The sequence below is a fragment of the Flavobacterium sp. WV_118_3 genome (genome assembly GCF_039778605.1).
In the GTDB taxonomy this organism is placed as follows: Bacteria; Bacteroidota; Bacteroidia; order Flavobacteriales; family Flavobacteriaceae; genus Flavobacterium.
Genome location: NZ_CP156060.1, coordinates 1,673,109 through 1,696,760, shown reverse-complemented (window position 1 = coordinate 1,696,760; position 23,652 = coordinate 1,673,109). Strand labels below are relative to the sequence as shown.

Here is a 23,652-nt window from a genome sequence, read left to right as displayed (position 1 = left end):
GTGATTGATATGATGGAAAAACGCGATATAGAGTCGGATGAGATAAGCTTATCGGTAAATAGAACCGGTAGCCAGGTTATACTCGAAATATTTAGGAATGAAGGAGTTACAACCCTTTTTGGTTATCCGGGTGGTGCTATTATGCCATTATATGATGCTTTGTACGATTATAAAGGAAAACTAGAACACATACTGGTACGCCATGAACAAGGAGCTATTCACGCAGCTCAGGGCTATGCACGGGTATCCGGAAAAGTTGGTGTCGTATTGGCAACCAGCGGACCGGGTGCAACCAATCTGGTTACCGGGCTTGCCGATGCCTTGTTAGACAGTACACCAGTAGTTTGTATTACCGGTCAGGTGTATGCCCATCTTTTAGGAACTGATGCTTTTCAGGAAATCGATGTGATTGGGATTACCACACCGGTAACCAAATGGAATTGTCAGGTAACCGATGCCGAAGAACTTCCGGTAGTATTAGCTAAGGCATTTTATATAGCCCGATCCGGAAGGCCGGGACCAGTTGTAATTGATGTTACCAAGAATGCCCAATTGCAAAAAATAGTTTTTGAACACTATACACCATGCAATTTTCTCAGAAGTTATAAACCAATAGCCGTTCCGAATATAGAATGTATCGCGCAGGCAGCTATGTTAATCAACATGTCAAAGCGTCCTTTTGCAATTATCGGACAAGGGGTTTTACTGGGAAAAGCAGAAATCGAGTTGCGGCATTTTATTGAGAAAACCGGTATTCCGGTAGCGTGGACAATACTGGGGATGAGTGCGATTCCAACTGATCATCCACTGGCGGTAGGGATGGTTGGGATGCATGGAAATTATGGCCCCAATTTGTTAACGAATGAATGTGATGTGTTGATTGCGATCGGGATGCGTTTTGACGATCGCGTGACAGGCCGTCTGGATCGGTATGCCACCCAGGCAAAAGTAATTCATCTGGATATTGATCGTGCCGAAATCCATAAAAATGTAAAAGCTGATATTCCGGTGTGTGGTGACTGTAAAGAGACGCTATCATTACTAAGCGGACTTGTTATTTCCAATACACACAAGGATTGGTACAAACGCTTTGAGGATTGTGCCGTGATAGAAAATAAAAAAGTAATCCAAAATGAAATTTACCCTTCCGGGGATGAGCTAACAATGGGAGAGGTAATTCACAATCTTAATAAACTGACCAAAGGTGAAGCGATTATGGTTACCGATGTCGGACAGCATCAGATGATAACCTGTCGTTATGCACATTACAAACATTCGAAAAGCAACATCACCAGTGGTGGACTCGGAACGATGGGATTTGCTATTCCTGCTGCTATCGGTGCATATTACGGAGCTATGACACGTCAGGTAATCGCGATTATGGGGGATGGTGGTGTTCAGATGAGCATACAGGAACTGGGAACAATCATGCAATTTAAGCCCAATATAAAGTTACTAATCCTGAACAATAACTTTTTAGGGATGGTGCGGCAATGGCAGGAACTTTTTAACGAAAGTCGCTATTCCTGCGTGGCTATTGAAAGTCCGGATTATGTTCAGGTAGCCCGAGGGTATAAAATTCCAGGAAAACGGGTGGAAAAAAGAGAAGACCTGCAAAATGCATTAGAACAAATGTTTCATCATAAAGGGAGTTACCTGTTGGAAGTCGTAGTAGGAAGAGAAAATAACATCTTCCCGATGGTACCACAGGGAAAAAGTGTATCGGAAGTTGTATTCAATAAAAATGAAATTTAAAATGCTATAGAAATGAATCGAAAACAGGAATTTACGATTACAATTTACACCGAAAATGCTATCGGACTTATAAATCGTATTGCGTTATTATTTTTTAAGATGAAAATCAATATCGATAGTATCAATGCCGGACCAACAGAAGTTTCCGATATTCAACGGTTTACGATTGTTGTTGTGGATACCGATGATACTATCCGGAAACTAGCTTATTTATTAGAAAAACAGGTAGATGTTTTAAAAGTCTATTACTATACCAACGAGGAACTTATCTGGCAGGAAATGGCTTTATATAAAGTACCGACAAAAATAATGGCCTCCAAGACAAAGGGGATACAGATTTTACGGGAATACAAGATCAGTATACTGGTCATACGTAAGGATTATACAGTGTTTGAAGTCACCGGACACCGGGATGAAATCAACGAGCTTATGGAAGTTTTAAAACCATTGGGACTGGAAGAATTTTCAATGAGTTCCCGGATAGGGCTATCAAAAAACCGACATGAATTGCATCAATTCATGGGGAAATAAACAAAGAAAATAACAATCTAAAAAGGGAATTAATATGGCAACATTGTATTTTGGAGGTATAGCAGAGCAGGTCGTTACACGGGAAGAGTTTAGTTTGGAGCATGCGTGTGAGGTATTAAAAGATGAAGTTGTCGCGATAATCGGATATGGAGTACAGGGACCCGGTCAGGCACTAAATCTGCGGGATAACGGTATTACGGTTATCATTGGACAACGGAAGAATTCAAAATCATGGGATAAAGCAATACAGGATGGATTTGTGCCCGGAAAAACCCTGTTTGAGATTGAAGCCGCATTGATTCTGGGGACGATTATTTGTTATTTGTTAAGTGATGCCGCCCAAATTGAATACTGGCCAAAAGTAAAAAAACACCTCACATCGGGTAAAGCCTTATACTTTTCACATGGTTTTGGTATAACTTTTAATACCCATACCGGAATTGTTCCACCGTCGGATGTAGATGTTTTTCTGGTTGCACCAAAAGGTTCGGGAACGTCATTACGCCGAATGTTTTTAGAAAACCGGGGATTAAACAGTAGTTATGCGCTCTATCAGGACGCCACCGGAAGGGGAAGGGAGCGGGTTATAGCTTTGGGTATTGCGATTGGAAGTGGCTACCTGTTTGAAACGGATTTTAAAAAAGAAGTCTATAGCGATCTGGTGGGTGAACGTGGCACTTTAATGGGAGCGATTCAGGGACTTTTTGCGGCACAATATGAAGTATTGCGAAAAAACGGGCATAGTCCATCCGAAGCATTTAATGAAACCGTCGAAGAACTGACGCAGTCGTTAATGCCGTTGGTGTCCGAAAACGGAATGGACTGGATGTATGCCAATTGCAGTACGACGGCCCAAAGAGGAGCGTTGGACTGGTGGAAACGTTTCCGGGATGTGAACCTGCCACTTTTTGAAGCCTTGTACGAGAGTGTAGCCACCGGACAAGAGGCACAGCAGGTTATTGACAGTAATAGTAAATCCGATTACAGAATCCGACTTGAAGCGGAATTATCAGCGTTACGTGAAAGTGAAATGTGGCAGGCGGGAAAAATAGTTCGTAGCCTTAGACCTGAAAACAATTAGTTATGAAAAGCAATGCGTATTTTCCAAAACTTGAGGCTATTCGTATGGCAGCGGGTAATTTAAAAAAAGAAATCCACAAAACACCATTGCAGTATCATACGAATTTATCGACGGCATTAAAAGCCAGGGTAAGTCTGAAACGGGAAGACTTACAACCGGTACGTTCCTATAAGATAAGAGGTGCTTATAATAAGATGATTTCGCTTACGGCGGAGGAGTTGCAAAAGGGAATCGTATGTGCCAGCGCTGGCAATCATGCTCAGGGAGTGGCACTGGCTTGTAAGAAAATGAAAGCCAAAGGAACCATTTTTATGCCGCTAACGACTCCAAAACAAAAACTGGAGCAGGTAAAAATGTTTGGAGAAGAGTATATCACGATAATTTTATCGGGAGATATTTTTGATGAAGCCAAAGAAGCCGCTATGGCTTTTTGCAGGGAACACGACGCTGTTTTTATTCACCCGTTTGATGATCCGGTGATTATTGAAGGACAGGCTACTGTGGCATTGGAAATACTCGAACAATCTAAGGAACCGATCGACTATGTTTTTGTGCCAATAGGAGGCGGTGGACTGGCAGCGGGTATCAGTGCCATATTTCAAATGCTTTCGCCGGAAACCCGAGTGGTGGGTGTCGAACCGGAAGGAGCAGCCAGTATGTTAAAAGCCGTCGAAAGCGGCAAACCGGTACGCTTAAATACGATTAGTCATTTTATAGACGGAGCGGCCGTGCAACAGGTCGGTAATTATACATTCGGAATATGTAAGAATACCTTACACGACATTATAACCGTTCCGGAAGGATTGGTTTGCGAAACGATACTTTCGCTTTACAATAAAGATGCGATTGTAGTGGAACCGGCGGGTGCTTTATCGGTTGCGGCACTTAAAAGTTATGATACGGAAGAACTGGCCGGTAAAAATATTGTATGTATTGTTAGCGGAAGCAATAATGACATCACCCGTATGGAAGAAATCAAGGAAAAAGCGTTGTTATACAAACAGTTGAAACATTATTTTCTGGTGAAATTTCCGCAGCGACCGGGGGCTTTGCGTCATTTTGTGATGGATGTATTGGGACCGGACGACGATATTACGTATTTTGAATACACTAAGAAAAATTCAAAAGAAAAAGGAATGGCTATTGTTGGCATTGTTGTCAAACAATATCAGGATTTTGAATCGTTACTGTTTAAAATGAAGCAACAGGGCTTTTATGTCAATTATTTGAATGATAAACCGTTGTTGATGAATTTACTGATTTAAAATTTATCAAATAAAAATCCTGATCTTTCATGATCAGGATTTTGAGTTTAAAATAGTATATGGAAACAAATTATGGAGCCATTTTATTAACATCCGGGTAAGAGTAACGATTTATGTTTTTCCGGATCCAATAATCTGAGGTAAAAATAGCCGGTTCCGGCAATTCCCATCATCAACCCCGGTGTATATTGACCACTATTGACACCCGTTGGCCACGGAAGTCGGTTTGTTTTGTATTTATAAATTCCCGCTGTTCCTACCGTTTCTGCCAGTTGATAGTATTCCGGACTACAATCCAGTAATATTTCGGCATTGCCGGCAATACCGTGGCATAGCGAATAATTGGTATGGTTGAGGTTGTCCATAAGATTGTGGTAGACATTGTCTTTTGTGGTCGTCAGTGCGACAAACATTTCCTGTTCAAAAGTGCTATCCGGTTTTATCCGATTCGCTTTTAATCGGGATAAAGCAATACCCGGCGCGCCATGACACCAGGCCAAACCGCAAACCGTATTGTAGGTCGTCGATACGCCATCCCTAAAATCCGGCCAGTTGTGTTGCGTGGCATCAAACGATTGCCTTTCGTAATTGAAACCGCCCGTCGCAGCTTCCAGAAATTGCGGGTTTTCTGTCACTTCATATAATTGAAGCAGTGCCAGTGCAATACCGGACGATCCGTGTGAAAAACCGGTAAGGTTCTTTTGCGACGGAACGGTACGCCAGGACCATACATCCTTATTTTTTTCAGCGGAATGATAGAGCAAATCACCAAGCGCGATGGCCTTATCCAGAAGTACAGGATTAGGATAAGTTTTGTAAACATCCAATAGTACCGGAATAGTACCGGCAGCACCGCTAATCACATCTATTTCATATGATTGTAATGAAGTAGTTGGAATACTTTCGAGTAATTTGATCCCCGCGGCAACAATTTCGCTTCGCTCCAGTTGACTTCCAATTTTGATCAATGCTGAAGCGATACCCGGTTTCCCGGAATAAAAACCGTGATCGGGTGCCGTATGCATTAAAGATGTCATCTGCGACAAACAACCTTCAATTGTTTTGAGCAATACAGCATCTTTCTTTTCCGAATACAAAGCGGCTAAAAACAAAGCGATACCGGAAGTTCCGGAATAGATATCGGCACCGAATGTCCGTAAAATGCCTTCGTATTTTCCGTTAACGGCTTCCATGGAATAACCCTGCCAGGTACAGGAATCGCCTTGCCATATACTGCTTTTGATCAGTTCACAGGCAATGTCCCAGGCGGTTTCCAGAAAAATGGTTTTATCGGTTGTATTCATGCTATTTGTTTTTAATTGTACAGGATTTTGGATCCTTTATTAAGATACGTAGCCAATGGATTGATTCCCTTTTTTTGAAAGGCAGTTGCTATTTCGCGAAGGATGACCTTGGTGGGTAAATTCTTTGATGTGGTTTGAAGTAATGTCTCCGCCACGATAGTCATGCGATTCATGCCAAAGCTTTCCTGTGCGCTCGGGTTTTCGGCTATACCTACGCCTTTACTGTGGCGATAGGAAAAAAGCGGAACATCTTCTTCAAGATAAGGCTCCATAGCGGAAATCAGTTCGGGCAGTATCCGTTCCAGAAGCGGCATAAGACTCTCGTCGATATATAAAACGGCGGCATCACGACGAAAATAATGTTCCGGATGACTCAGGCATTTAAAAAGAAACGGAATGTTATACTGATTCAGACGGGTTGTCAGGACGTCAAGTAATACGGGAGCACCTTCACAGGTACAATTCCAGTAAATACGAACCAGTTTTGTGATCGTATCCATAGGCGCATTACTAAAGGCATAATAAAAAGTTGGTTGCCGGTAGCGGTCTTCTTTTGGGAAAAGCACCGAAACGGTTTGCTCTCCGGGAGCAAGCTTTTTTATAGCGGACGCATTTACGATTTGTTTTTCATTGTTTCGGACGATCTCGACATAGCCGTTTGTATAGGTTTGTTGCACTTCCCAACCCAGTTCCAGTTTTTCTTTGGTATGGTTGTTTTGGGAAAGAAGATGAATAAAACCACTGGCATCGTTTTGTAGAAGATCAAAATTTTGTAGCGGTTGTAACTGATAGCGTTCTTTTAACATATAGCATTCTGAATAAAGCAAACCGGTGAGTACGGTAACAGCGTTTTCAGACGTAACCGGAAAAGATTTTCCATTGTAATGGATATGCGTAGTTTCGATTTTGATTTGATCAATAATCCGGGTTAGCTCTTTAAGTATTGTTTTATCCTTAAACATAATGGAATGATTTTATAGTAAAAAGTTCGTCCAGTGCAGTCATTGGGTCTTTCATAATGTTATAAGCCAGTTGGATACAACGCATATAATTGGCTTCAATCTTACGGTTAAAAGTAGTTGCTTCCACGCTGGTCTGAATAATCCTTGCCGCAGTGAGTCGCATGACTTTGTCGTAAAAATGGTTGTGGTATTCGGTTGGATAGCCTTGTAAGGTTATATATTCCTTTAGAAAAGCCTGTGCCGAAGGTTGCAATGCCCGCATATCAAAAGGTTTCATATAATCGGGTAGTGTATTCGAGTAAGGATTGGCATTGTCAAAACCCAACACCCATATGGAAATATACGACTGCAGAAGACCGGCAACATCCCAAAGCGGATCGCCAATATCGGCCAGTTCCCAGTCGATAAGTTTTTGAGTTAGTTGGTTCGTATCATTTGTTGTTACCAGAAAATTGATCCATTTGATATCCCCGTGAATCAGATGTGTATACTGCCAGGAATCGGCCAGATGGATAAGGGCATTTTGTAAAACACTGTTGTCTTTGATCAATTGTATTATTTCGGTACTGGCCTGGTTTCCGACAAAAAAATCAGCGGCTCTAAATTGATGTAAACGCAGTACCCAGGGTAATATTTTCGGAAATCCGGAGGTGTCGGTTTTGGCATCGGGTACGACATGACATGCCGATAGTATATGGGCTTGCTCGCGGGCAAGAGTAAGATCGAAATTTTTAGTGAGCATATAATACTCGGATAGATTTTTAGCATCGGGGAGTAGCCTTGTAATCAGAATGTTGTTTTCATCATCATAGTCGAGCATATCCGGAACAAGATGGGCCAGCGTCGAAAATTCGGCATTGTTTTTAAATAGGGCATAGGCGTTTATTTCCCGTTGAAACTGACTTACAGAGACTGGGTCTTTTCCCATTTGTTTAGCAAACAAAGAGTTGTCTTTTCCGACCATTATTTTTAAAATGGTATTGCGTGTATTGGCGGGAATGACCATAAAATTTCCTTTTACAACGGCATGATTATCAATAAGCTGTCGTTTGTGTAAAAAGCGGTATATATTTTCGGGTGTTAGTTGCATAAGTGGGGACATTTAAGTAAAAGGATATAATACCGCGGAGCAAAGCCCCGCGGTAAGAAAACATAGGAATATTAACAAACAAACGGAATTCCGGTACAGCTCATTGTAGGAACACAAGGCAATGACGGAACGCAACCTGCAGTATTTACACAGGAACTAACCGGTAAGGTTGGTAAGGCACCAGTATTTACGTCGCCTGACTGACAACCCGGGATTAGTGTTGTAGGGTGCAAACATCCAGGTATCAGAGTTGTTACATGCTGACAACCCGGTAGTAAAGTAGTTGGGAAACCACCTTGCTGGGCACCGTTACAAATAAACGGAATACCGGTTACACACGAAGTGATTGTAGGTACACACTGTCTGGTTGGGATACAAGACGCTACGGGAATCGTAGGAACGTTGGCTGTACCTTGTACACCACCTGACTGACAGCCTGGTAGTAAAGTCGTAACGTGCTGGCAATTTGGAAGCAATGTTGTTGGAAAACTTCCCTGTAAAGCACTGTTACAAATAAACGGTATGCCGGTTACACACGAAGTGATCGTAGGAACACATTGTCTTGTAGGAATACAGGATGCTACCGGAAGGGTAGGTACTGCGGCATCCGCTATGTTTGATTTGGACAACATTACCTGCGAATCGTCCGATGTAGGTTGCTGACATCCCGGTAACAATGTTGTTACATGCTGGCAAGCCGGAAGTAATGTAGTTGGGTAACCTTGTAAGGCACCGTTACAAATAAACGGTATACCGGTTACACACGAAGTGATCGTAGGCACGCACTGTCTTGTTGGAATACAAGAAGCTACCGGAAGCGTTGGTATCGATGCTTCTACACCACCACATACCAATGGCGGTAGGGTTGGCATACAAGGTCTGGTTGGTCCGCATACCGGAGGAATGGTAAAGATATTCCCCTGATTCAGGTAGTTGTTGTAAATATCCCCTTTTAATAAAGAAGAACCACTTGCTTCATCGAAACCATTTCCGGAATGGAAGGCCAGAACGCTGGCAAATTGACTGTCGTCGATATCATTTTGAATACCTGTAAGTACCAGTGGCACTTCAAAATGATGGCTAAACATAAAACATTTCCATCCCATAATCGGAACTTCCACACATGGGTTTGCGCCCAGATCAAAACTAAAAACACCACCGGCTTCGTTAAAGTTGGTGATGCTTATCGTTAGTTTAAAGCGGCTTAAAGGCTGCCAGGTGTAGCTAACATTCGAATTAAAATTAAACGTTTTGCTAACATTTCCAAAAGGAGTATTAAATCCAACGGAAATGGTAACCATTCCTTTTACGGCACTGGCGCTCACACAGACGCTACAGCCTAAAAAGGAAGGAGAACACCACTGAATGGCGTTTATGCTGTCGTATCCTTCATATACGGCACCATTTTCTACGATTGCTATTTTTGACATGATTTGTTGATTTTATAGCTGCCTACTCTTTTTTAGGGTTTTTCGGCATACCTCCCTGTAATTAGTTGTGGTTGACTTAATGGAAGATACCTCCTGCGATCGGGCATATGACGGGTTAACCATAGGCAGACGGAACAGGAAAAGCATTGTTTCCTTGCAAGTCGGAACACAAAATCTGCTAGCTTTCTTTTGTTTTCGATACTAAAATTACAGTTGCGGGACAGCCCATTTTAAAGAAATGATACGGATGCGGGAATTATTGACATGAACACCGAAAATCGAGGTATGGGAAATAAAGGCATAAAAAAACGCCTCCGGTTTTGGAAGCGTTGTATATGGTGTAGTGGTTTATTTTAAAATATTGAATTTTTTAAGGAAGTCCTTGTGCTTATCACTAAGGGTTACTTTGTGGTTGCCCTGTAAAATAAGCAGGTTTTCGGGCAGTATAATTTCTTCGATCTTACTCGTGTTTACGATATAATTCCGATGCGTACGTACAAATTTGCTACTTTCCAACAGTTCGCTTAGCTTGGTGAGCGAAATCATAATAACAAACTTTTCGTGTTCGGTAATGATGTTGCAATAGCGTTCTTCGACTTCAATATAGATAATGTCGTCCATGCGGACTTTTTTAAGCGTATTTTTCTTTTTAATAAAAAGCGAATCAGTACTCACCACCGTATCCTGATCGTCACTAAGGAAAACATTGGTTTGCCCGTAAAATTTTTCGATGGCAATTTCCAGGGCGTATAAGATTTCCAGTTCGTTAAAAGGCTTTAGTAAAAAACTAAAAGGCTTGGTCAGTTTGGCGCGATCAAAGATTTGCCGGTCGTTCGAGCTCGTCAGAAACACAAACGGTCGGGCGGCATCAGGCATAATGTTTATCGTTTCGGCAAAGGCAATACCATCGGGATTTCCGTTTAGGAAGACATCAATGATCACAATATCGACCGTTTGCTGATAAAACAACGCCAAAGCATCACTAAAAGTTCGGGCCACCCCGGCAATGGTATAGTTGTTTTCAGTCAGTACCTGTACCAGTGCCTCGCTTTCCGCCGGAGTATCTTCTATAATAAGTACGCTTACATTATTCATTTGGATTCATTTTTTGTAATTGTATACGGATGGTAGTTCCTGTATTTTCGGTGCTTTCAATTAGCATTTTGCCATCGTTTTTACGGATCATATCGCTACAAAGCTGTATTCCCAGACCGGTACCGTTTTTTTCATGCGTTCCTTTTTTAGAAGCACTAAAGTTTTCATTATTCAAATGATTCAATAGTTCTTGAGGTATTCCAACACCGGAATCTTCGATACAAAGGATACAATGATCCGCTGTAATTTCAGCCGTAATAAAGATACGACCCTTTTCGGGAGTAAACTTTATTGCATTATCCAAAAGATTTCGCAATACGATTTTTAACGAACTTGGATCGGCCAATACAAAAACGCTTTTTGGGACCTGATTTTCAAAATGGATGTTTTTATCGGTCAGCAGTGGCTTATAATTAAAAGCAACCTGTTGTACGATCGAAAGTAGGTGTACCGATTCCTTATGGAAATAAAACTGTTTGGTTTGCAACATGGCCCAATGAAGCAGATTGTCCAGTAAATTATAGGAACCGTTGGCGATGGCACTGTTGTGATGTAAGAGTTTATCCAGTTCGTGATACTCTTTATTTTCGAGGCTTTTTAATAATTTGTCATTGCTGTTTTTTAGGGCATTTACCGATGAACGCAAATCATGACTAACAATTGAAAATAGCTTGTCTTTTGAGGTATTTAGCGCATCCAGTTCATTCTTTTGCGATAAAATGATTTTATTGGTTTTACTCTTCTGACGGTAAAAATAGATACCCGTTCCAAACAGGATCAGCAATAGTACAGAAGAATAAAAAAAGCCATTCCTTTCGGCAATTTTAAGCTTGTTTTCGGCTTCAAGTACGTCGATTTCTTTTTCTTTTTGACGAACGGTAAACCGTTTTTCGAGATCGGCTATCGCCCATATTTTATTTTGATCATTAAGCGTATCCCGCCAGTTTTCATATTCCTTCCGATAGGTTAGTGCCGTCTTAAAATGCTGATCGTTTTCGGCCACCACGGCCATATTGAGCGCCGCATTCATTTTGAGCTGCGGATCTTTTATCTTTTTGGATAGCGCGTAGGCTTTTTCAAAATAGGGAATCGCCAGATGGTCCTTATATTGTTCGTAATAGAGGTTAGCAATGTTCATATACGCAACGATAAGCGATACGGTGTCTTTCTCTTTTTGCAATAAAGCAAACCCCTCGGAAAGGTAGGTATCGGCATCTTTAAAATCGTTGAGGTGCAAATAGGAGAGTCCAATATTATGGTATACGACACCTTTTTTAAAATCGTAACCGTCGGCCGGTGGCAGTTTGTCAATTTCGGTAAAATAAGCAATCGCTTTTTTATAATTGCCTTCTTCAAGGGCGATTTCACCAAGATAAAGATTGACTTTATAATAGAATTGAAACGCTTTGGAGATGGTTTCAAATTCCTTTCGCGCTTCGTGATTCAACACTTTATTTTTAAAACTGAATCCCCTGAAATAATGGCAATAATCGGCAACTTCGGTAGTGTTTGGCAAAGCGAGTTGCTTCATCGAATAGACCAAAGTCGAATCCCAGTTTTTCTCAAGGAAAAACTGATGCGCTTTATAAAAATAACGTTGGTCCTGATACTGCTTTGCTTTCTCTTGGATTACAGCATTCAGGGAAGACTGTTTTTGCGAAAAAAGAAAGGAGGGCACTAAAAGGAACAGGAAAAAAAATACGGATTTGTTGTTGGAAATCATAGGGTGTCTTTAGGAAACACAGATTGATTTTCGGTTTGCTGTTTAACTTTGTAATACCTGTGTTACGGTTCCTCTGGACGTTCTCGGATTGGCGTCATCCGGGATAAGATCTTCAATACGGGTTGTGATAATTTCTATTTTATCACTTTCAGAAAGTGGATGCAGGTAATTAACATACCAGGGGTAATATTCCGGAGCGACCAGTTCGTTACTATTCGATTTTACAACCAGTTTTAATTCGTTTTTCGGGGGATTATCCAGATCCTGATAAAGTGTAATCGGTTCTTGTCCTAACAAGGTTTGCGGAATTAAAACAACGATTTTGATATTGATCACTCTTCCGTTGACGTTATTCTGAATTTCAGCGGATACCATAGGTTCCAGATGATCGGCAGTTCTCACAATACCGGAAAGTCCCATACTTTTAGTATTGATCTGTGTTATTTGTAGAGGCTTTAACCGATTGAGGTTTTTGCTTGCTTTTGGTGTTGATGTATCCATAATAGTAAGGTTTAGTTTGGTTTGGTCGAAAGTGGTACTTTTTATGGCGTATAAAGATAATTGATTTATTTAACAAATTTGTTTTTGGTAATAGGTATTTGAGTTAAGAATTTTACGGAAGTCACGGCATTCGGTACAAAATTTTTTTGCGACCTTTTTTCTCGAATTATTTTTGTATTTATGCATTTTCCCAATTGACACTATGAATACCCAACCCTATCCCATCCCTGAAAACGAACTGGAACGCTTAGCAGCACTAAAACGCTATAATATCCTGGATACGCTGCCGGATAATGCTTTTGACGATGCTACCAAATTGGTTTCGTATATCTGTGGCGTACCCATCGCTCATATTTCTTTTATCGATGCAAGCCGACAATGGTTTAAATCGGAAATTGGAATCGGCGTATCGGAAGTACCAAGGGAGATTTCGTTTTGTCAGTATACCATTATGGAAACTAAAATGGTGGAAATCAACGACACTTTTTTAAACGACCGTTTTAAGGACGATCCGAATGTGACCGGTGGTTTTAAGGTTCGGTTTTATGCTGGAATTCCACTAACCACACCCGATGGTTACAATATCGGAACCATCTGTGCGATCGATCACGAGACCAAAGAACTGAATGAAAACCAACGAAATGCTTTGTCGATCGTGGCAAAACACGTGATCAACCAATTGGAATTGCGAACCAAAAATATCGAACTGGCGGCACAGAAAAAGATTGCCGATAGAGCGGTATTGGCAAAGGATAGTTTCCTGGCCAATATGAGTCATGAAATCCGAACGCCGTTAAATGCTATAATCGGTTTTACCGATCTTTTGGCGCAGACAAAACTGGATAAGGTGCAGCACGATTATATCGATAGCGTACAAATAGCCGGTGAAAATTTATTATTGATCATCAATGATATTCTGGATCTTTCCAAAATCGAATCCGGTAATTTAACCATTGAATCCGAACCGTTTAATTTAAAAAAGACACTAAAACATGTCTATAACCTGTTAAAGGTTAAAGTTCCAAACGACATTGAGTTCAATCTCTTTTTAGATGCCGATATGCCGGAACACGTCATTGGCGATCAGGGTCGACTAAACCAGATTTTGGTGAACCTTGTCGGAAATGCACTTAAGTTTACCGAAGATGGCGAAGTAACCGTTTCGGTAAAAATGCTGGAAGAAACGGAAGACCATTATTCGCTTAAATTTTCGGTAAAAGATACAGGGATTGGTATTCCCGAAGAAAAACTTAAAACGATTTTCGAACGTTTTACACAGGCGGAAGAAAGTACCACACGACGATTTGGCGGTACGGGATTGGGCCTTAGCATTGTAAAACAATTAATCGAATTACAGCATGGCGAATTACAGGTAAAAAGTAAAGTTGGACGAGGTTCCGAGTTTTTCTTTGTCCTAAACTATAAAAAATCAGATTATATCGAAACCAAAACGGAAGCGGCAGCCGGTGAAAGTCTTGGGAAACTTAGAATATTGCTTTGTGAAGACAATGTTTTAAACCAGAAACTGGCCAAAAGCGTGATTCATAATTTTGGTTTTGAATTGGATATAGCCGAAAATGGTGAAATAGGAATCGAACTACTGTCAAAAAATAGCTACGATGTGGTACTGATGGATCTTCAGATGCCGGTTAAAGACGGATATCAGACCACAGAATACATTCGAAATGAAATGAAATTGACCCTTCCAATTATAGCCATGACAGCCCATTCGCTTATTGGCGAACAAGAGCGTTGTTATGAAGCGGGAATGAATGCCTATGTTCCGAAACCGTTTAAACAGGCGATGCTTCTGGATGCGATTAAAACGGCTTTAAATCCGGAAAAGATGCCGCCAATACGCCGAAGAAAAGTTGATTTGTCTTTTATTGAGGAAACAGCCTGTGGCGATCAAAATTTCAAAAAGGAAATCATCAATCTGTTTATCGAAAAAATTCCGGTTGACGTAGCAAACCTTCAGAAAGCTTTTTCCAGAGATGACTATGATGCGGTAAAACGACTCACGCATAATATGAAATCCAGTCTGGATATGTTTATGCTGACCGATCTTAGCAATTGTTTGTCCGTTATCGAAGCAGAAGCCATACTGGAGCGTTTTACGGAAATGGGAGAAGATGAAATCAACACCCTGGCAAGCGGAATTGTTGACGTAGTTAAATATTTAAAAGAAGTACAATAAAAGAACGATAAGAGACAGCTTTGTCTCATTTATAAACGCTCGCTCCAAAATAAATATAAAATCGATGAGAATAGTTTTAGCGGAAGACAATGACATCCTACGCAAATCATTATCCTTTTTCTTAGAATCGAAAGGGTATGAGGTCGATCAGTTTTCAGATGGTAAAGAAGCATTGGAAGCCATTGAAACCAATAATTACGATTTGGTACTAACCGATATTAATATGCCGGGTAGTAGCGGAATGGAAATTACACAATACATCCGCCAACGGATTCAATCGGATATTCCGGTAATCATACTCACTTCTTCCGGTGTAGAACAAACCGAATTGGATTCTTTCGACATAGGAGCCAACGAATTTATTGCCAAACCGGTTAGTCCGGCAGTACTTTTAGTACGCATTAATAAGTTATTAGGTATTCGTATTTAATATAATTTTTACTACTACGTTGCTACAATGAAACACCTTAGGGAACTTTACACACATGGTACATGGAATGAACCTTTTTTAATCGGATCCATTTGCCTGTTTATGGCAGCTTCCATTATCTTATATGTATTGATCATTAGTAGTCGGAATAGCCATATAAAAAATGAAAGACTTCGTACGGAATACGGTTTACTAATCGATAAGCTACTGTTTACGGTGGTTTTTGAAGACCTTCCGTTTTCGGAAATCATTCAGAATGAAAACTATAAAAAGCTAAAGGATAACCGTTTTTTTAGAGAATTCACCACAGAATCGGTTATCAATCTTCATAAAAATTACGATGGCGTTTATGCGCGCAAGCTGGAACAGTTTTATAAGGATTCCGGATTAAAAAAAGATTCCTTAAAAAAGCTTAAAAGCTCGAAATGGGATGTTCGTTGCAAAGGGATTACCGAACTGGCCGAAATGAACGTTCACGAAGTTTTCGATACCATACTGATCAGTTCCAAAGCGCGCAACAAAACCCTGCAGATTACAGCCATCAACGCCTGTATTAAACTGGAAGGGACAAAAGGAATCGCACACCTGACTGAACATCCGTATCCGATCGACGACTGGACACAGGTCAACATCATAGCGGCGTTTAAAAAACACGATGTTGGCGATAGGCAGGGAATTGAAGAGCTGTTGGAATCCAAAAATACTACTGTAGTGGCGTTGGGATTAAAATTGATCAAAGAGCTAAAACTGACGCAAAAAGTACCGTTTGTCGAACAATTGGCAACACAGGCACCAAATACTTTTCTAAAATATGAAGCGCAAAGCGTATTGCAGCAATTAACCGATTAACCCTGGGCAGATGACTTTTTTAAGTGATGAACTAGTATTTTTTATCGATCTTTATTTAAACCTTATTCTGGGTTATGCAATATTGATCATGTCTTCCTACCTGATATTGGCCTATTTGTCCGCTAAAGAATTGCGAGACTACCTTAAAAAGAACAGCTTTGTCGACTATGACGTATTGCTCACCAGTGAATTTGCGCCCAAACTTTCGCTGATTGCACCGGCCTATAACGAAGGATTTACGATTGAAGAAAATGTAAAATCCTTATTGTCATTGAATTACAACAACTACCAGGTGATTGTAGTGAACGATGGAAGTAAAGACGACTCGATGGAAATTCTGATCAAAACCTATGATCTGGAACTAACGGAATTGGAAGTCCATTCCAAAATCGAAACGCAAAAAATCCGAGGTTTATACCGCTCCCGAAATGCGGCCTTTAAAAAATTGATTGTCGTTGATAAAGATAATGGCGGTAAAGCCGATGCGCTAAATGCCGGACTTAACATCGCCGAATATCCTTATGTAGTTTGTATCGATGTGGATTGTATTCTGGATAAAGACGCCCTGCTTAAACTGGCAAAACCTTTTTTGGAGTCCTACGGGAAGCGAATTATTGCCACCGGAGGTGTGGTTCGGATTGCCAACCAATGTGTGATTAAAAATGGCCGTATGGTTGAAGTAAACGTTCCGGACCGATTGTTATCCCGGATTCAGGTTTTGGAATATTTGCGCGCCTTCCTTTTGGGAAGAATGGCATGGGGGAGACTCGACGGACTATTATTGATCAGCGGTGCTTTTGGTGCGTTCGATAAAGAAATTGCCTTATTAGCGGGAGGATATAGCACCAAAACCGTAGGCGAGGACATGGAGTTGGTCGTACGGATGCGTCGCTATATGCTCGAAAAAAAATTACCATATTCGGTGAGTTATATTCCCGATCCGCTATGTTGGACGGAAGCTCCGGAGGATTTTAAGATTTTTAAAAAACAGCGAAGCCGTTGGATGCGCGGAACCATAGAAACATTAAGTTTTCACAAAAAAATGTGCCTAAACCCGAAATACAAACTTTTGGGGATGATCAGTATTCCATATTGGACGTTATTTGAATTTCTGGCACCCGGAATCGAATTTATCGGAGTGCTCACAACCATAGTGTTTTTAGTATTGGGTTTACTCAACTGGCATTTTTTCTTTTTACTGGTGCTGTTTGTCTACACTTTTGCGATTTTCTTTTCGGTTATCGCCTTATACTGCGAAGAGCGTACCTACCATAAATACCCCAAACAAGCCGATTTTTTAAAACTCTTGTTGGCGGCTTTTATCGAACCGTTCTATTTCCATCCGTTAACGGTATATGCCGCCTTGGTTGGTTATAAAGACAAAGTCATGGGCACCAACGGTTGGGGCGAAATGACCCGGAAGGGGTTTACGAAGAAGTAGAAAATATTCGGATTTTGTTTGAAATCGTAAATTTGATTAAAAATATCAAGATAAAGAAAACAAATAGCTTTAAATACTTTATATAGAATACCTATGAATCAAATAGAATATATTACCCGTACTTTAGCGCGAACTCAAAAGAAACGATTTGAAAATATATGTTGTTACTCGTATCTATCATTTATTAAATGATTTATCGATAAAAATAATAACACAGCAATATGTAAGTCGTCCTGAAAATAAACGGGCTTTAACCGATATGTATTTTCCTCAATTTGGTCTTCATATTGAAGTGGATGAACCTTATCATTTAAGTCAAAAAGAGCAAGATCAAATTCGAGAATTAGATGTTGTTAATGCTACAAAAGGACATCAGTTTAGAAGAGTTGATATTTCTAAAGGTTTGGAAAATGTACATGAACAAATTGATGCTATTGTTCAAGAAGTTAAAAGGTTAAAGAATTCTGATCTTGATTTTAAACCTTGGATACCCGAAAAAGAATACGATCCAGAAAGGTATATAATAAAAGGAACAATTTCAATTGATGATAATTGTGCTTTTCTACGTATGACGGATGCTGCCAGTTGTTTCGGTAAAAAATTTAAAGATAAAAGCATTTGGACTGGTGGGATAAATCATCCAATAGAAGAGAATGTTGTGATTTGGTTTCCTAAATTGTATGAAAATGGTGATTGGAATAATTCTATTTCCGATGATGAGAATATTATAACCGAAAAATCTAAAAATAATGAATTAACAGAAAGGCATACAGAGAAAATAATTAATTTGCCATATCACAGACGTATTGTGTTTGCCCGGGTAAAATCACCTTTAGGAGATGTTATGTATCGTTTTAGAGGTGTATATGAATTAGACAGGGAAAAAACTTCTATAAATAGTGGGTTAATCTGGAATCGTATTAGTAAAATCGTTCAAACCTATAGCCCATCTTAAAAATATTCACAATAACACCCGATAGCACGGATTTATTTCATCAGTTCGGCTAAAGCCTCGGTGTAATCCGTCCTATAAAAGTAAATCCCAGCCATTTGGTTGGGATTTTGTATTTTTAAGGAACTATAATCACGTTAAAAAATGGAAGAAATAAAAACCTATATCGAATATGTTGCCAAAGGAATTGAAATTGCGGGAATTATTACCATCATTATTGGCGTCGTAATCGCGATGGGAAAGTTTATTTTTACGTTACAAGGAACCGTTCCGCGTTCGTATAAAATACTCCGACAAGAACTCGGTAAAGGAATATTACTCGGTTTGGAAATCTTAGTAGCCGGTGATATCATTGGAACCGTAGTCACCGAACCAACCATGGATCGCGTGCTGTCGTTGGCTATAATTGTATTGATTCGAACCTTTTTAAGCCTATCGCTCGAAGTGGAAATCGAAGGCAAATTCCCGTGGCAAAAAAACAAGAATATCGATGCGTAAGACAAACGACAGTATCCTTTACTCCTAAATAAAACAACACGTATCGCAGTGTTTTCCCCGTAGGAAAAATAGATCGAATGTCGATCTAATTTTTATATTTGCACCTATCGGATTTTGAATTTCAAGACATTTGGAAATTCCGATGAAAAGGATACAAATAAAATAACGATAAACTAAGAAGCATACGAAATGGAAAACATGAATTTACTAAATATTGTGACCATAATCTCGTTGTTTATTTCGTTGTTTCTTGCTTTTTTCCTGATAACTGCTAAAACGGAGCACAAAAGTAGTAATGTGCTATTGGCACTTTTTTTAGTGATCAATGCAATTGATGTTAGCGAACCTTTAGTGAATAGTTTGGTCAACGGTCCATCCAATCTTGGAATGCTACGGACTACCTTTGCTTTCCTGCAAATTCCGGTCTTTTACCTTTATGTATTATCCGTTTGTTATTCCGATTTTAAACTGAAACCACAACATTTAGTCCATCTGCTTCCGTTTTTGATTGTGAATCTGATGTTACTACCTCGTTTTTATACTGTAGATATTGCGGAGAAAATTAGTTTTATTCAGAATCGTCAGAGTAGGATCGAAGTTCAGCTGATCCATATTATGATACACGTGCAAATTGTGATCTATCTGATTGCTGTTTTTAAGGTATTGCGAAAATCAAAGAAACTCTATCTCGAAAATTACGCCGGTAAGCATATCAATTCCTATAATTGGCTATTCCAGTTTACGCTGGTATTAACCATTATCTATCTGGTAGCGCTTTTAAAAAACATTCTTAAATTTTCGGATTATCCACACCTGTCGGACGCCATAAAAATCGGACTTCAATTATCGCAGCTTTTTATTATTTGCTGGTACCTGTTTAAAGCCTTAAACAACCCCGGTCTTTTTAGAAATATTGATACCAAATTAAAACTGGTTGACGAGATGGTGTCGGAAGAAAAAAGCAAAGCACCATCCGTAAAAGAAGATAATGAAAGTCTGTATACGGAAGAATTGTTGAAATTAAAGCAATTTATGACCGAAGAAAAACCATTTCTGAATCCGGCGCTAACCATACAGGATGTTTCAAAACAGATCGGAATTCCGGTTCGCGATTTATCGCTTTTGATCAATCATCAATTAAGACAGCATTTTTATGATTTTGTCAATACTTATCGTATCGAAAGTGCGATGGAAATTTTAAGAGATACCACCAAAAGCGAGCTTACCATTCTTGAAATTCTCTACGAAGTGGGTTTTAACTCCAAATCATCGTTTAATACCGCTTTTAAAAAGCATACCAATTGCACGCCGACATTCTATCGTAAGAATTTGTAATACAGCTTTTTGTAATTATTCGTACGCCTCATTGTAACGATTCGTACGCATTTTTTAGGCAAAATGTGACCGACTACTTTTATTCGGTCGCATAGCTGTAGTGACAATCCCATCTTTGTATCGAAATAAGTTTATAACCTAAAAACGATACAATAAAATGAAAAAGAGCCTTTATTTACTCCTCCTTGTCGCACTGATTTCTAGTTGTCAAACCAGTAAAAAAGTTGTAGCAGAAAAAAAAGACTATGGTTTTCTGACCGATAGTTTAAAGATCGAACAACAATTAGAAAAATACAAACTTCCGGGATTTAGCGTTGTTGTTTTCGAAAATTATAAGATCGTATATTCCAATCAATTCGGCGTAAAATCGATGAATGCTCCGGAAAAGATCGATGAAAATACGGCTTTTTCTACGGCTTCTATTGCAAAACCCATTACGGCACTTCTTTGTCATATGCTGGAAGAAAAAGGTTTGATCCATTTAGATGATCCGATAGACAAGTACTTAAAACGTTGGCATTTACCTAAAAGTAAGTTTACTGAAGGCCACAGTCCGACCTGGAAACAGTTTCTGAATCATACCGCAGGAACGACTCAGAGTGGGTTTGAAGACCATTATGAAGGAGAAGTTATTCCAACGCTAACCCAAAGTCTTTTGGGACAAATTCCGAGATATGATAGAGAAATTGAATTTACGTTCGAACCTGGAACCGATTGGAGTTACAGCGGTGGTGGTTATACCATTGTTCAAATGGCATTGGAGGACTATTTAAATAAACCGATTGCAGAATTGGCACACGACCATATTTTTTCGCCGCTTGGTTTAAAAAACACAACCATGATACAACCGAATGAAGCTGGATTTCTAAAGAATGTGGCACTGGTTCACGATAAAGATGGAAAAGTAATCAAAACGGGTTTGCCAATTACCCCACAAGTAGGACCATCGGGATTATGGTCGACACCAACCGATTTAGCAATACTGGCTATTGAGATGCAAAACGCCTTACGAAATAAGAATAATAAAGTCATTTCACAGCGTATAGCCAAAAAAGTAACGGAGGTTTCAGTTTTAAAGAATGCTGTTGGTGGCTGGTCGTATGGATGGCAAAAATCGTTTGGATATAACAACAACGAATGGTTTATGTGTAACGGATCCAATACCGGAGTTGGTGGAAGTTTGTTTGCCACGATGACCGATGGAAATGGTTTTGTATATCTTGCGAACGGTGAAAAACCAAACCGCTTTCCTGTGATGGGACAAACGCAAAAAACGATTCTGACATTGATGGATTGGACTAAAAAAAGTAAGGATGGAGCAACGCAGGAAATTCCTGCCGACATAAAAGCAAAACTAATCGGAACCTACGATGATTTCCTTTATGCGCAAAAAGTGGAAACCAAAATCGTAGAACGAAACAATCGTTTGTATGTAGAATCCGTATTGTTGGATCATTTTAAAGGGAAAAACGACAATGAGTTAGTGTATTTGAAAAATGGATTATTTAAAATTGTAGATTATCCGAACTTGTTACAATTCGATTTCAGTAATGGAAAAGTAAACTCGGTAACCTTACTAAGGGATACACTAAAAACTACGGTTTACGACATTAAAAAAGAGAAATAACGAGTGGCTTTCAATAAAACAATTAGTGGATGGAATTTTTTCATTCACTAATTGTTATACGAAATGAACATACTATAGGGTTCTGAATATTCCTGATATTTATAAATAGTATCAAAAGGAATTACTTGAGATTTTAGAAGAAAAAGTTACTGCATACTTAAAAGATTTTGCTGAAAATTGATCCCTTGTTGGTTAAGAAATTGCTAAAATTAACTATTTTTCTTACTTTCGGAAGCGGATGTGAATTCGACGTATTTTATTTATATTGAATACCAAATCAATACTATTATTCACACTAGGTGAATTCCTTGAAGGCACTCCAAATCTGGGTACGTTTTCACTTTCGTAATTTACTATAACTTAAAAAACAATAAGAATGGGATTATTTGAAAAATCTAAAAAACAACCAAGCGCTGAGCTGGATATGACTAACCCTATTATTAAAGAAATGGTAGAATGGATAGAGCATCCATTGGAATTCAATAAAAAGCCCGATAGCGCAATAATTTTGGACCAGAGAGAATTGTTTTGGCCAACCCATAATTATGAATTATGTTCATTAGTAAAATTTAGTGTTGACGGTACTGAATATATCGGTTTTACAGGTCCCATAACCTGGTGTTTCTTTTCCATAGATTTTACAAAACTATCTGTAGAACAGCTCTATGAAAGATACACAGGATGGTATATAGCATTTAGCGTATCAAATTCAGACTCTTATGATAAGAGCTTAGAAGGTACAAATGGAGCAATTGTAATTGAACAGCTTCGAAGTACAGGACTTGAAGAAATTATTACAGTCGAAAAAATATATATCGGAGGTTTTAATTACTATGAATTTTCGGCAATAGATAATGGACAAAAAGTTAGGGTTGTAGGTACTGAAGATAATATGCAAAAATATCCGATGGATTATATACTGCCCTATTTTGAACGAATTGGTATTGATTGGAATCCATTGGATTTATAAATATGAGCTCTGATTGGAGACCTAAAAAAGGTGGAGATCTGGATCACCTATAAAAACGAGGCGTCACCGAAAAGCCAAATGAGTAGGGTAACTTAAAAAAAAATATAAAATGGGACTATTAAAGCTTTTATTTGGAAAAAAAGAAAATACACTGAATGATTTAGATAAAAAAAATGATGAATTTATTGCTAAAAATCCTGTAGCAAAAGACGATGAAAACGAGATGATGCGCAATGCTTCTAAGTTAATGACAAGTGGAAAATTCCAGGAATCGTTAGCGTTATTTAAAACTCTATCGGAAAAGTACCCAAATAATAAAGGTTTATATGAAAGTCAGGTTGGCGCGGCCTATTATTTTTTAGGGGCGTATGAAAATGCAGTAGATTATTACATTTCCTCAATGAAAAATGGTGGTGATAAAAGCATGATGGATGATAATATTTGGGAGGCTGCTGAAGCATATTCTAAATTAGATAGTCACACAAACGATGGTTCAGTTAACCCAAAAAAATTGATCGAAAAATATTTAGAAATTTTTCCGAATGGAAGTTATTCAAAAAAAGCAAAAAGTATTTTAGAGAAATAAAGCAACTTGACGGGGTTCGATAATTTGATT

21 protein-coding genes are annotated in these 23,652 nt (G+C 39.2%); 14 read left to right on the top strand and 7 right to left on the bottom strand.

Going from position 1 to position 23,652, the window contains the following annotated elements:
• The first annotated feature begins 9 nt into the window (after window positions 1–9).
• Genes ilvB through ilvA form a run of 4 tightly spaced genes read left to right on the top strand, consistent with a single transcriptional unit; the run spans window position 10 to window position 4,632 of the window.
• The gene (ilvB, locus tag ABFU83_RS07905) at window positions 10–1,755 is read left to right on the top strand and encodes a biosynthetic-type acetolactate synthase large subunit (protein ID WP_347069984.1); all 1,746 of its coding nucleotides are present in this window, start codon (window positions 10–12) and stop codon (window positions 1,753–1,755) included.
• Window positions 1,756–1,767: 12 nt separating this feature from the next.
• Window positions 1,768–2,286, top strand: coding sequence for an acetolactate synthase small subunit (ilvN, locus tag ABFU83_RS07900; protein WP_347069983.1), 519 nt, complete (start codon window positions 1,768–1,770; stop codon window positions 2,284–2,286).
• A gap of 34 nt (window positions 2,287–2,320) precedes the next feature.
• Window positions 2,321–3,367 (top strand): ketol-acid reductoisomerase, encoded by a 1,047-nt coding sequence (ilvC, locus tag ABFU83_RS07895; protein WP_347069982.1) that lies wholly within the window; start codon window positions 2,321–2,323, stop codon window positions 3,365–3,367.
• A 2-nt stretch (window positions 3,368–3,369) separates the two neighbouring features.
• Window positions 3,370–4,632 (top strand): threonine ammonia-lyase IlvA, encoded by a 1,263-nt coding sequence (gene ilvA / locus ABFU83_RS07890; protein ID WP_347069981.1) that lies wholly within the window; start codon window positions 3,370–3,372, stop codon window positions 4,630–4,632.
• A gap of 86 nt (window positions 4,633–4,718) precedes the next feature.
• On the opposite strand, the gene ABFU83_RS07885 is transcribed toward ilvA, so the two are convergent.
• The 7 genes from ABFU83_RS07885 to ABFU83_RS07855 form a co-directional block, all read right to left on the bottom strand.
• Complete coding sequence (locus tag ABFU83_RS07885) at window positions 4,719–5,936, bottom strand: lanthionine synthetase LanC family protein (RefSeq protein ID WP_347069980.1); 1,218 nt, start codon at window positions 5,934–5,936, stop codon at window positions 4,719–4,721.
• 11 nt (window positions 5,937–5,947) lie between these two features.
• Window positions 5,948–6,898, bottom strand: coding sequence for a T3SS effector HopA1 family protein (locus ABFU83_RS07880; RefSeq protein WP_347069979.1), 951 nt, complete (start codon window positions 6,896–6,898; stop codon window positions 5,948–5,950).
• On the bottom strand, window positions 6,891–7,988 hold the full coding sequence (locus ABFU83_RS07875) for a phosphotransferase (protein ID WP_347069978.1): 1,098 nt from the start codon (window positions 7,986–7,988) through the stop codon (window positions 6,891–6,893). Before ABFU83_RS07875 ends, ABFU83_RS07880 begins: the two co-directional genes overlap by 8 nt.
• 71 nt (window positions 7,989–8,059) lie before the next feature.
• Window positions 8,060–9,418: a hypothetical protein gene (locus ABFU83_RS07870; protein WP_347069977.1), complete on the bottom strand. Its 1,359-nt coding sequence runs from the start codon at window positions 9,416–9,418 to the stop codon at window positions 8,060–8,062.
• A gap of 348 nt (window positions 9,419–9,766) precedes the next feature.
• Window positions 9,767–10,513 (bottom strand): response regulator transcription factor, encoded by a 747-nt coding sequence (locus ABFU83_RS07865; protein ID WP_347069976.1) that lies wholly within the window; start codon window positions 10,511–10,513, stop codon window positions 9,767–9,769.
• Complete coding sequence (locus tag ABFU83_RS07860) at window positions 10,506–12,236, bottom strand: tetratricopeptide repeat-containing sensor histidine kinase (RefSeq protein ID WP_347069975.1); 1,731 nt, start codon at window positions 12,234–12,236, stop codon at window positions 10,506–10,508. The genes ABFU83_RS07865 and ABFU83_RS07860 overlap by 8 nt, the downstream gene beginning before the upstream one ends.
• Window positions 12,237–12,278: 42 nt before the next feature.
• On the bottom strand, window positions 12,279–12,737 hold the full coding sequence (locus ABFU83_RS07855; protein WP_347069974.1) for a hypothetical protein: 459 nt from the start codon (window positions 12,735–12,737) through the stop codon (window positions 12,279–12,281).
• A gap of 202 nt (window positions 12,738–12,939) precedes the next feature.
• On the opposite strand from ABFU83_RS07855, the gene ABFU83_RS07850 reads away from it, so the two are divergent.
• From ABFU83_RS07850 to ABFU83_RS07805, 10 genes are all read left to right on the top strand, one after another.
• Complete coding sequence (locus ABFU83_RS07850) at window positions 12,940–14,934, top strand: ATP-binding protein (RefSeq protein WP_347069973.1); 1,995 nt, start codon at window positions 12,940–12,942, stop codon at window positions 14,932–14,934.
• Between the two features lie 64 nt (window positions 14,935–14,998).
• Window positions 14,999–15,364, top strand: a complete 366-nt coding sequence (locus tag ABFU83_RS07845; RefSeq protein WP_136404239.1) for a response regulator transcription factor — start codon at window positions 14,999–15,001, stop codon at window positions 15,362–15,364.
• A gap of 27 nt (window positions 15,365–15,391) precedes the next feature.
• On the top strand, window positions 15,392–16,213 hold the full coding sequence (locus ABFU83_RS07840) for a hypothetical protein (protein ID WP_347069972.1): 822 nt from the start codon (window positions 15,392–15,394) through the stop codon (window positions 16,211–16,213).
• 10 nt (window positions 16,214–16,223) lie between these two features.
• Window positions 16,224–17,654, top strand: a complete 1,431-nt coding sequence (locus tag ABFU83_RS07835) for a glycosyltransferase (protein WP_347069971.1) — start codon at window positions 16,224–16,226, stop codon at window positions 17,652–17,654.
• Between the two features lie 148 nt (window positions 17,655–17,802).
• Window positions 17,803–18,609 carry an AbaSI family restriction endonuclease gene (locus tag ABFU83_RS07830; protein WP_347069970.1) on the top strand — a complete coding sequence of 269 codons (807 nt, stop codon included), beginning with the start codon at window positions 17,803–17,805 and terminating at the stop codon, window positions 18,607–18,609.
• A 141-nt stretch (window positions 18,610–18,750) separates the two neighbouring features.
• Window positions 18,751–19,104 (top strand): DUF1622 domain-containing protein, encoded by a 354-nt coding sequence (locus tag ABFU83_RS07825; protein WP_347069969.1) that lies wholly within the window; start codon window positions 18,751–18,753, stop codon window positions 19,102–19,104.
• A 198-nt stretch (window positions 19,105–19,302) separates the two neighbouring features.
• Complete coding sequence (locus ABFU83_RS07820; RefSeq protein WP_347069968.1) at window positions 19,303–20,439, top strand: helix-turn-helix domain-containing protein; 1,137 nt, start codon at window positions 19,303–19,305, stop codon at window positions 20,437–20,439.
• A gap of 157 nt (window positions 20,440–20,596) precedes the next feature.
• Window positions 20,597–22,066, top strand: coding sequence for a serine hydrolase domain-containing protein (locus tag ABFU83_RS07815; protein WP_347069967.1), 1,470 nt, complete (start codon window positions 20,597–20,599; stop codon window positions 22,064–22,066).
• 376 nt (window positions 22,067–22,442) lie between these two features.
• On the top strand, window positions 22,443–23,036 hold the full coding sequence (locus ABFU83_RS07810) for a hypothetical protein (protein WP_347069966.1): 594 nt from the start codon (window positions 22,443–22,445) through the stop codon (window positions 23,034–23,036).
• A 109-nt stretch (window positions 23,037–23,145) separates the two neighbouring features.
• Window positions 23,146–23,622, top strand: a complete 477-nt coding sequence (locus ABFU83_RS07805) for a hypothetical protein (protein ID WP_347069965.1) — start codon at window positions 23,146–23,148, stop codon at window positions 23,620–23,622.
• Window positions 23,623–23,652: the final 30 nt, after the last annotated feature.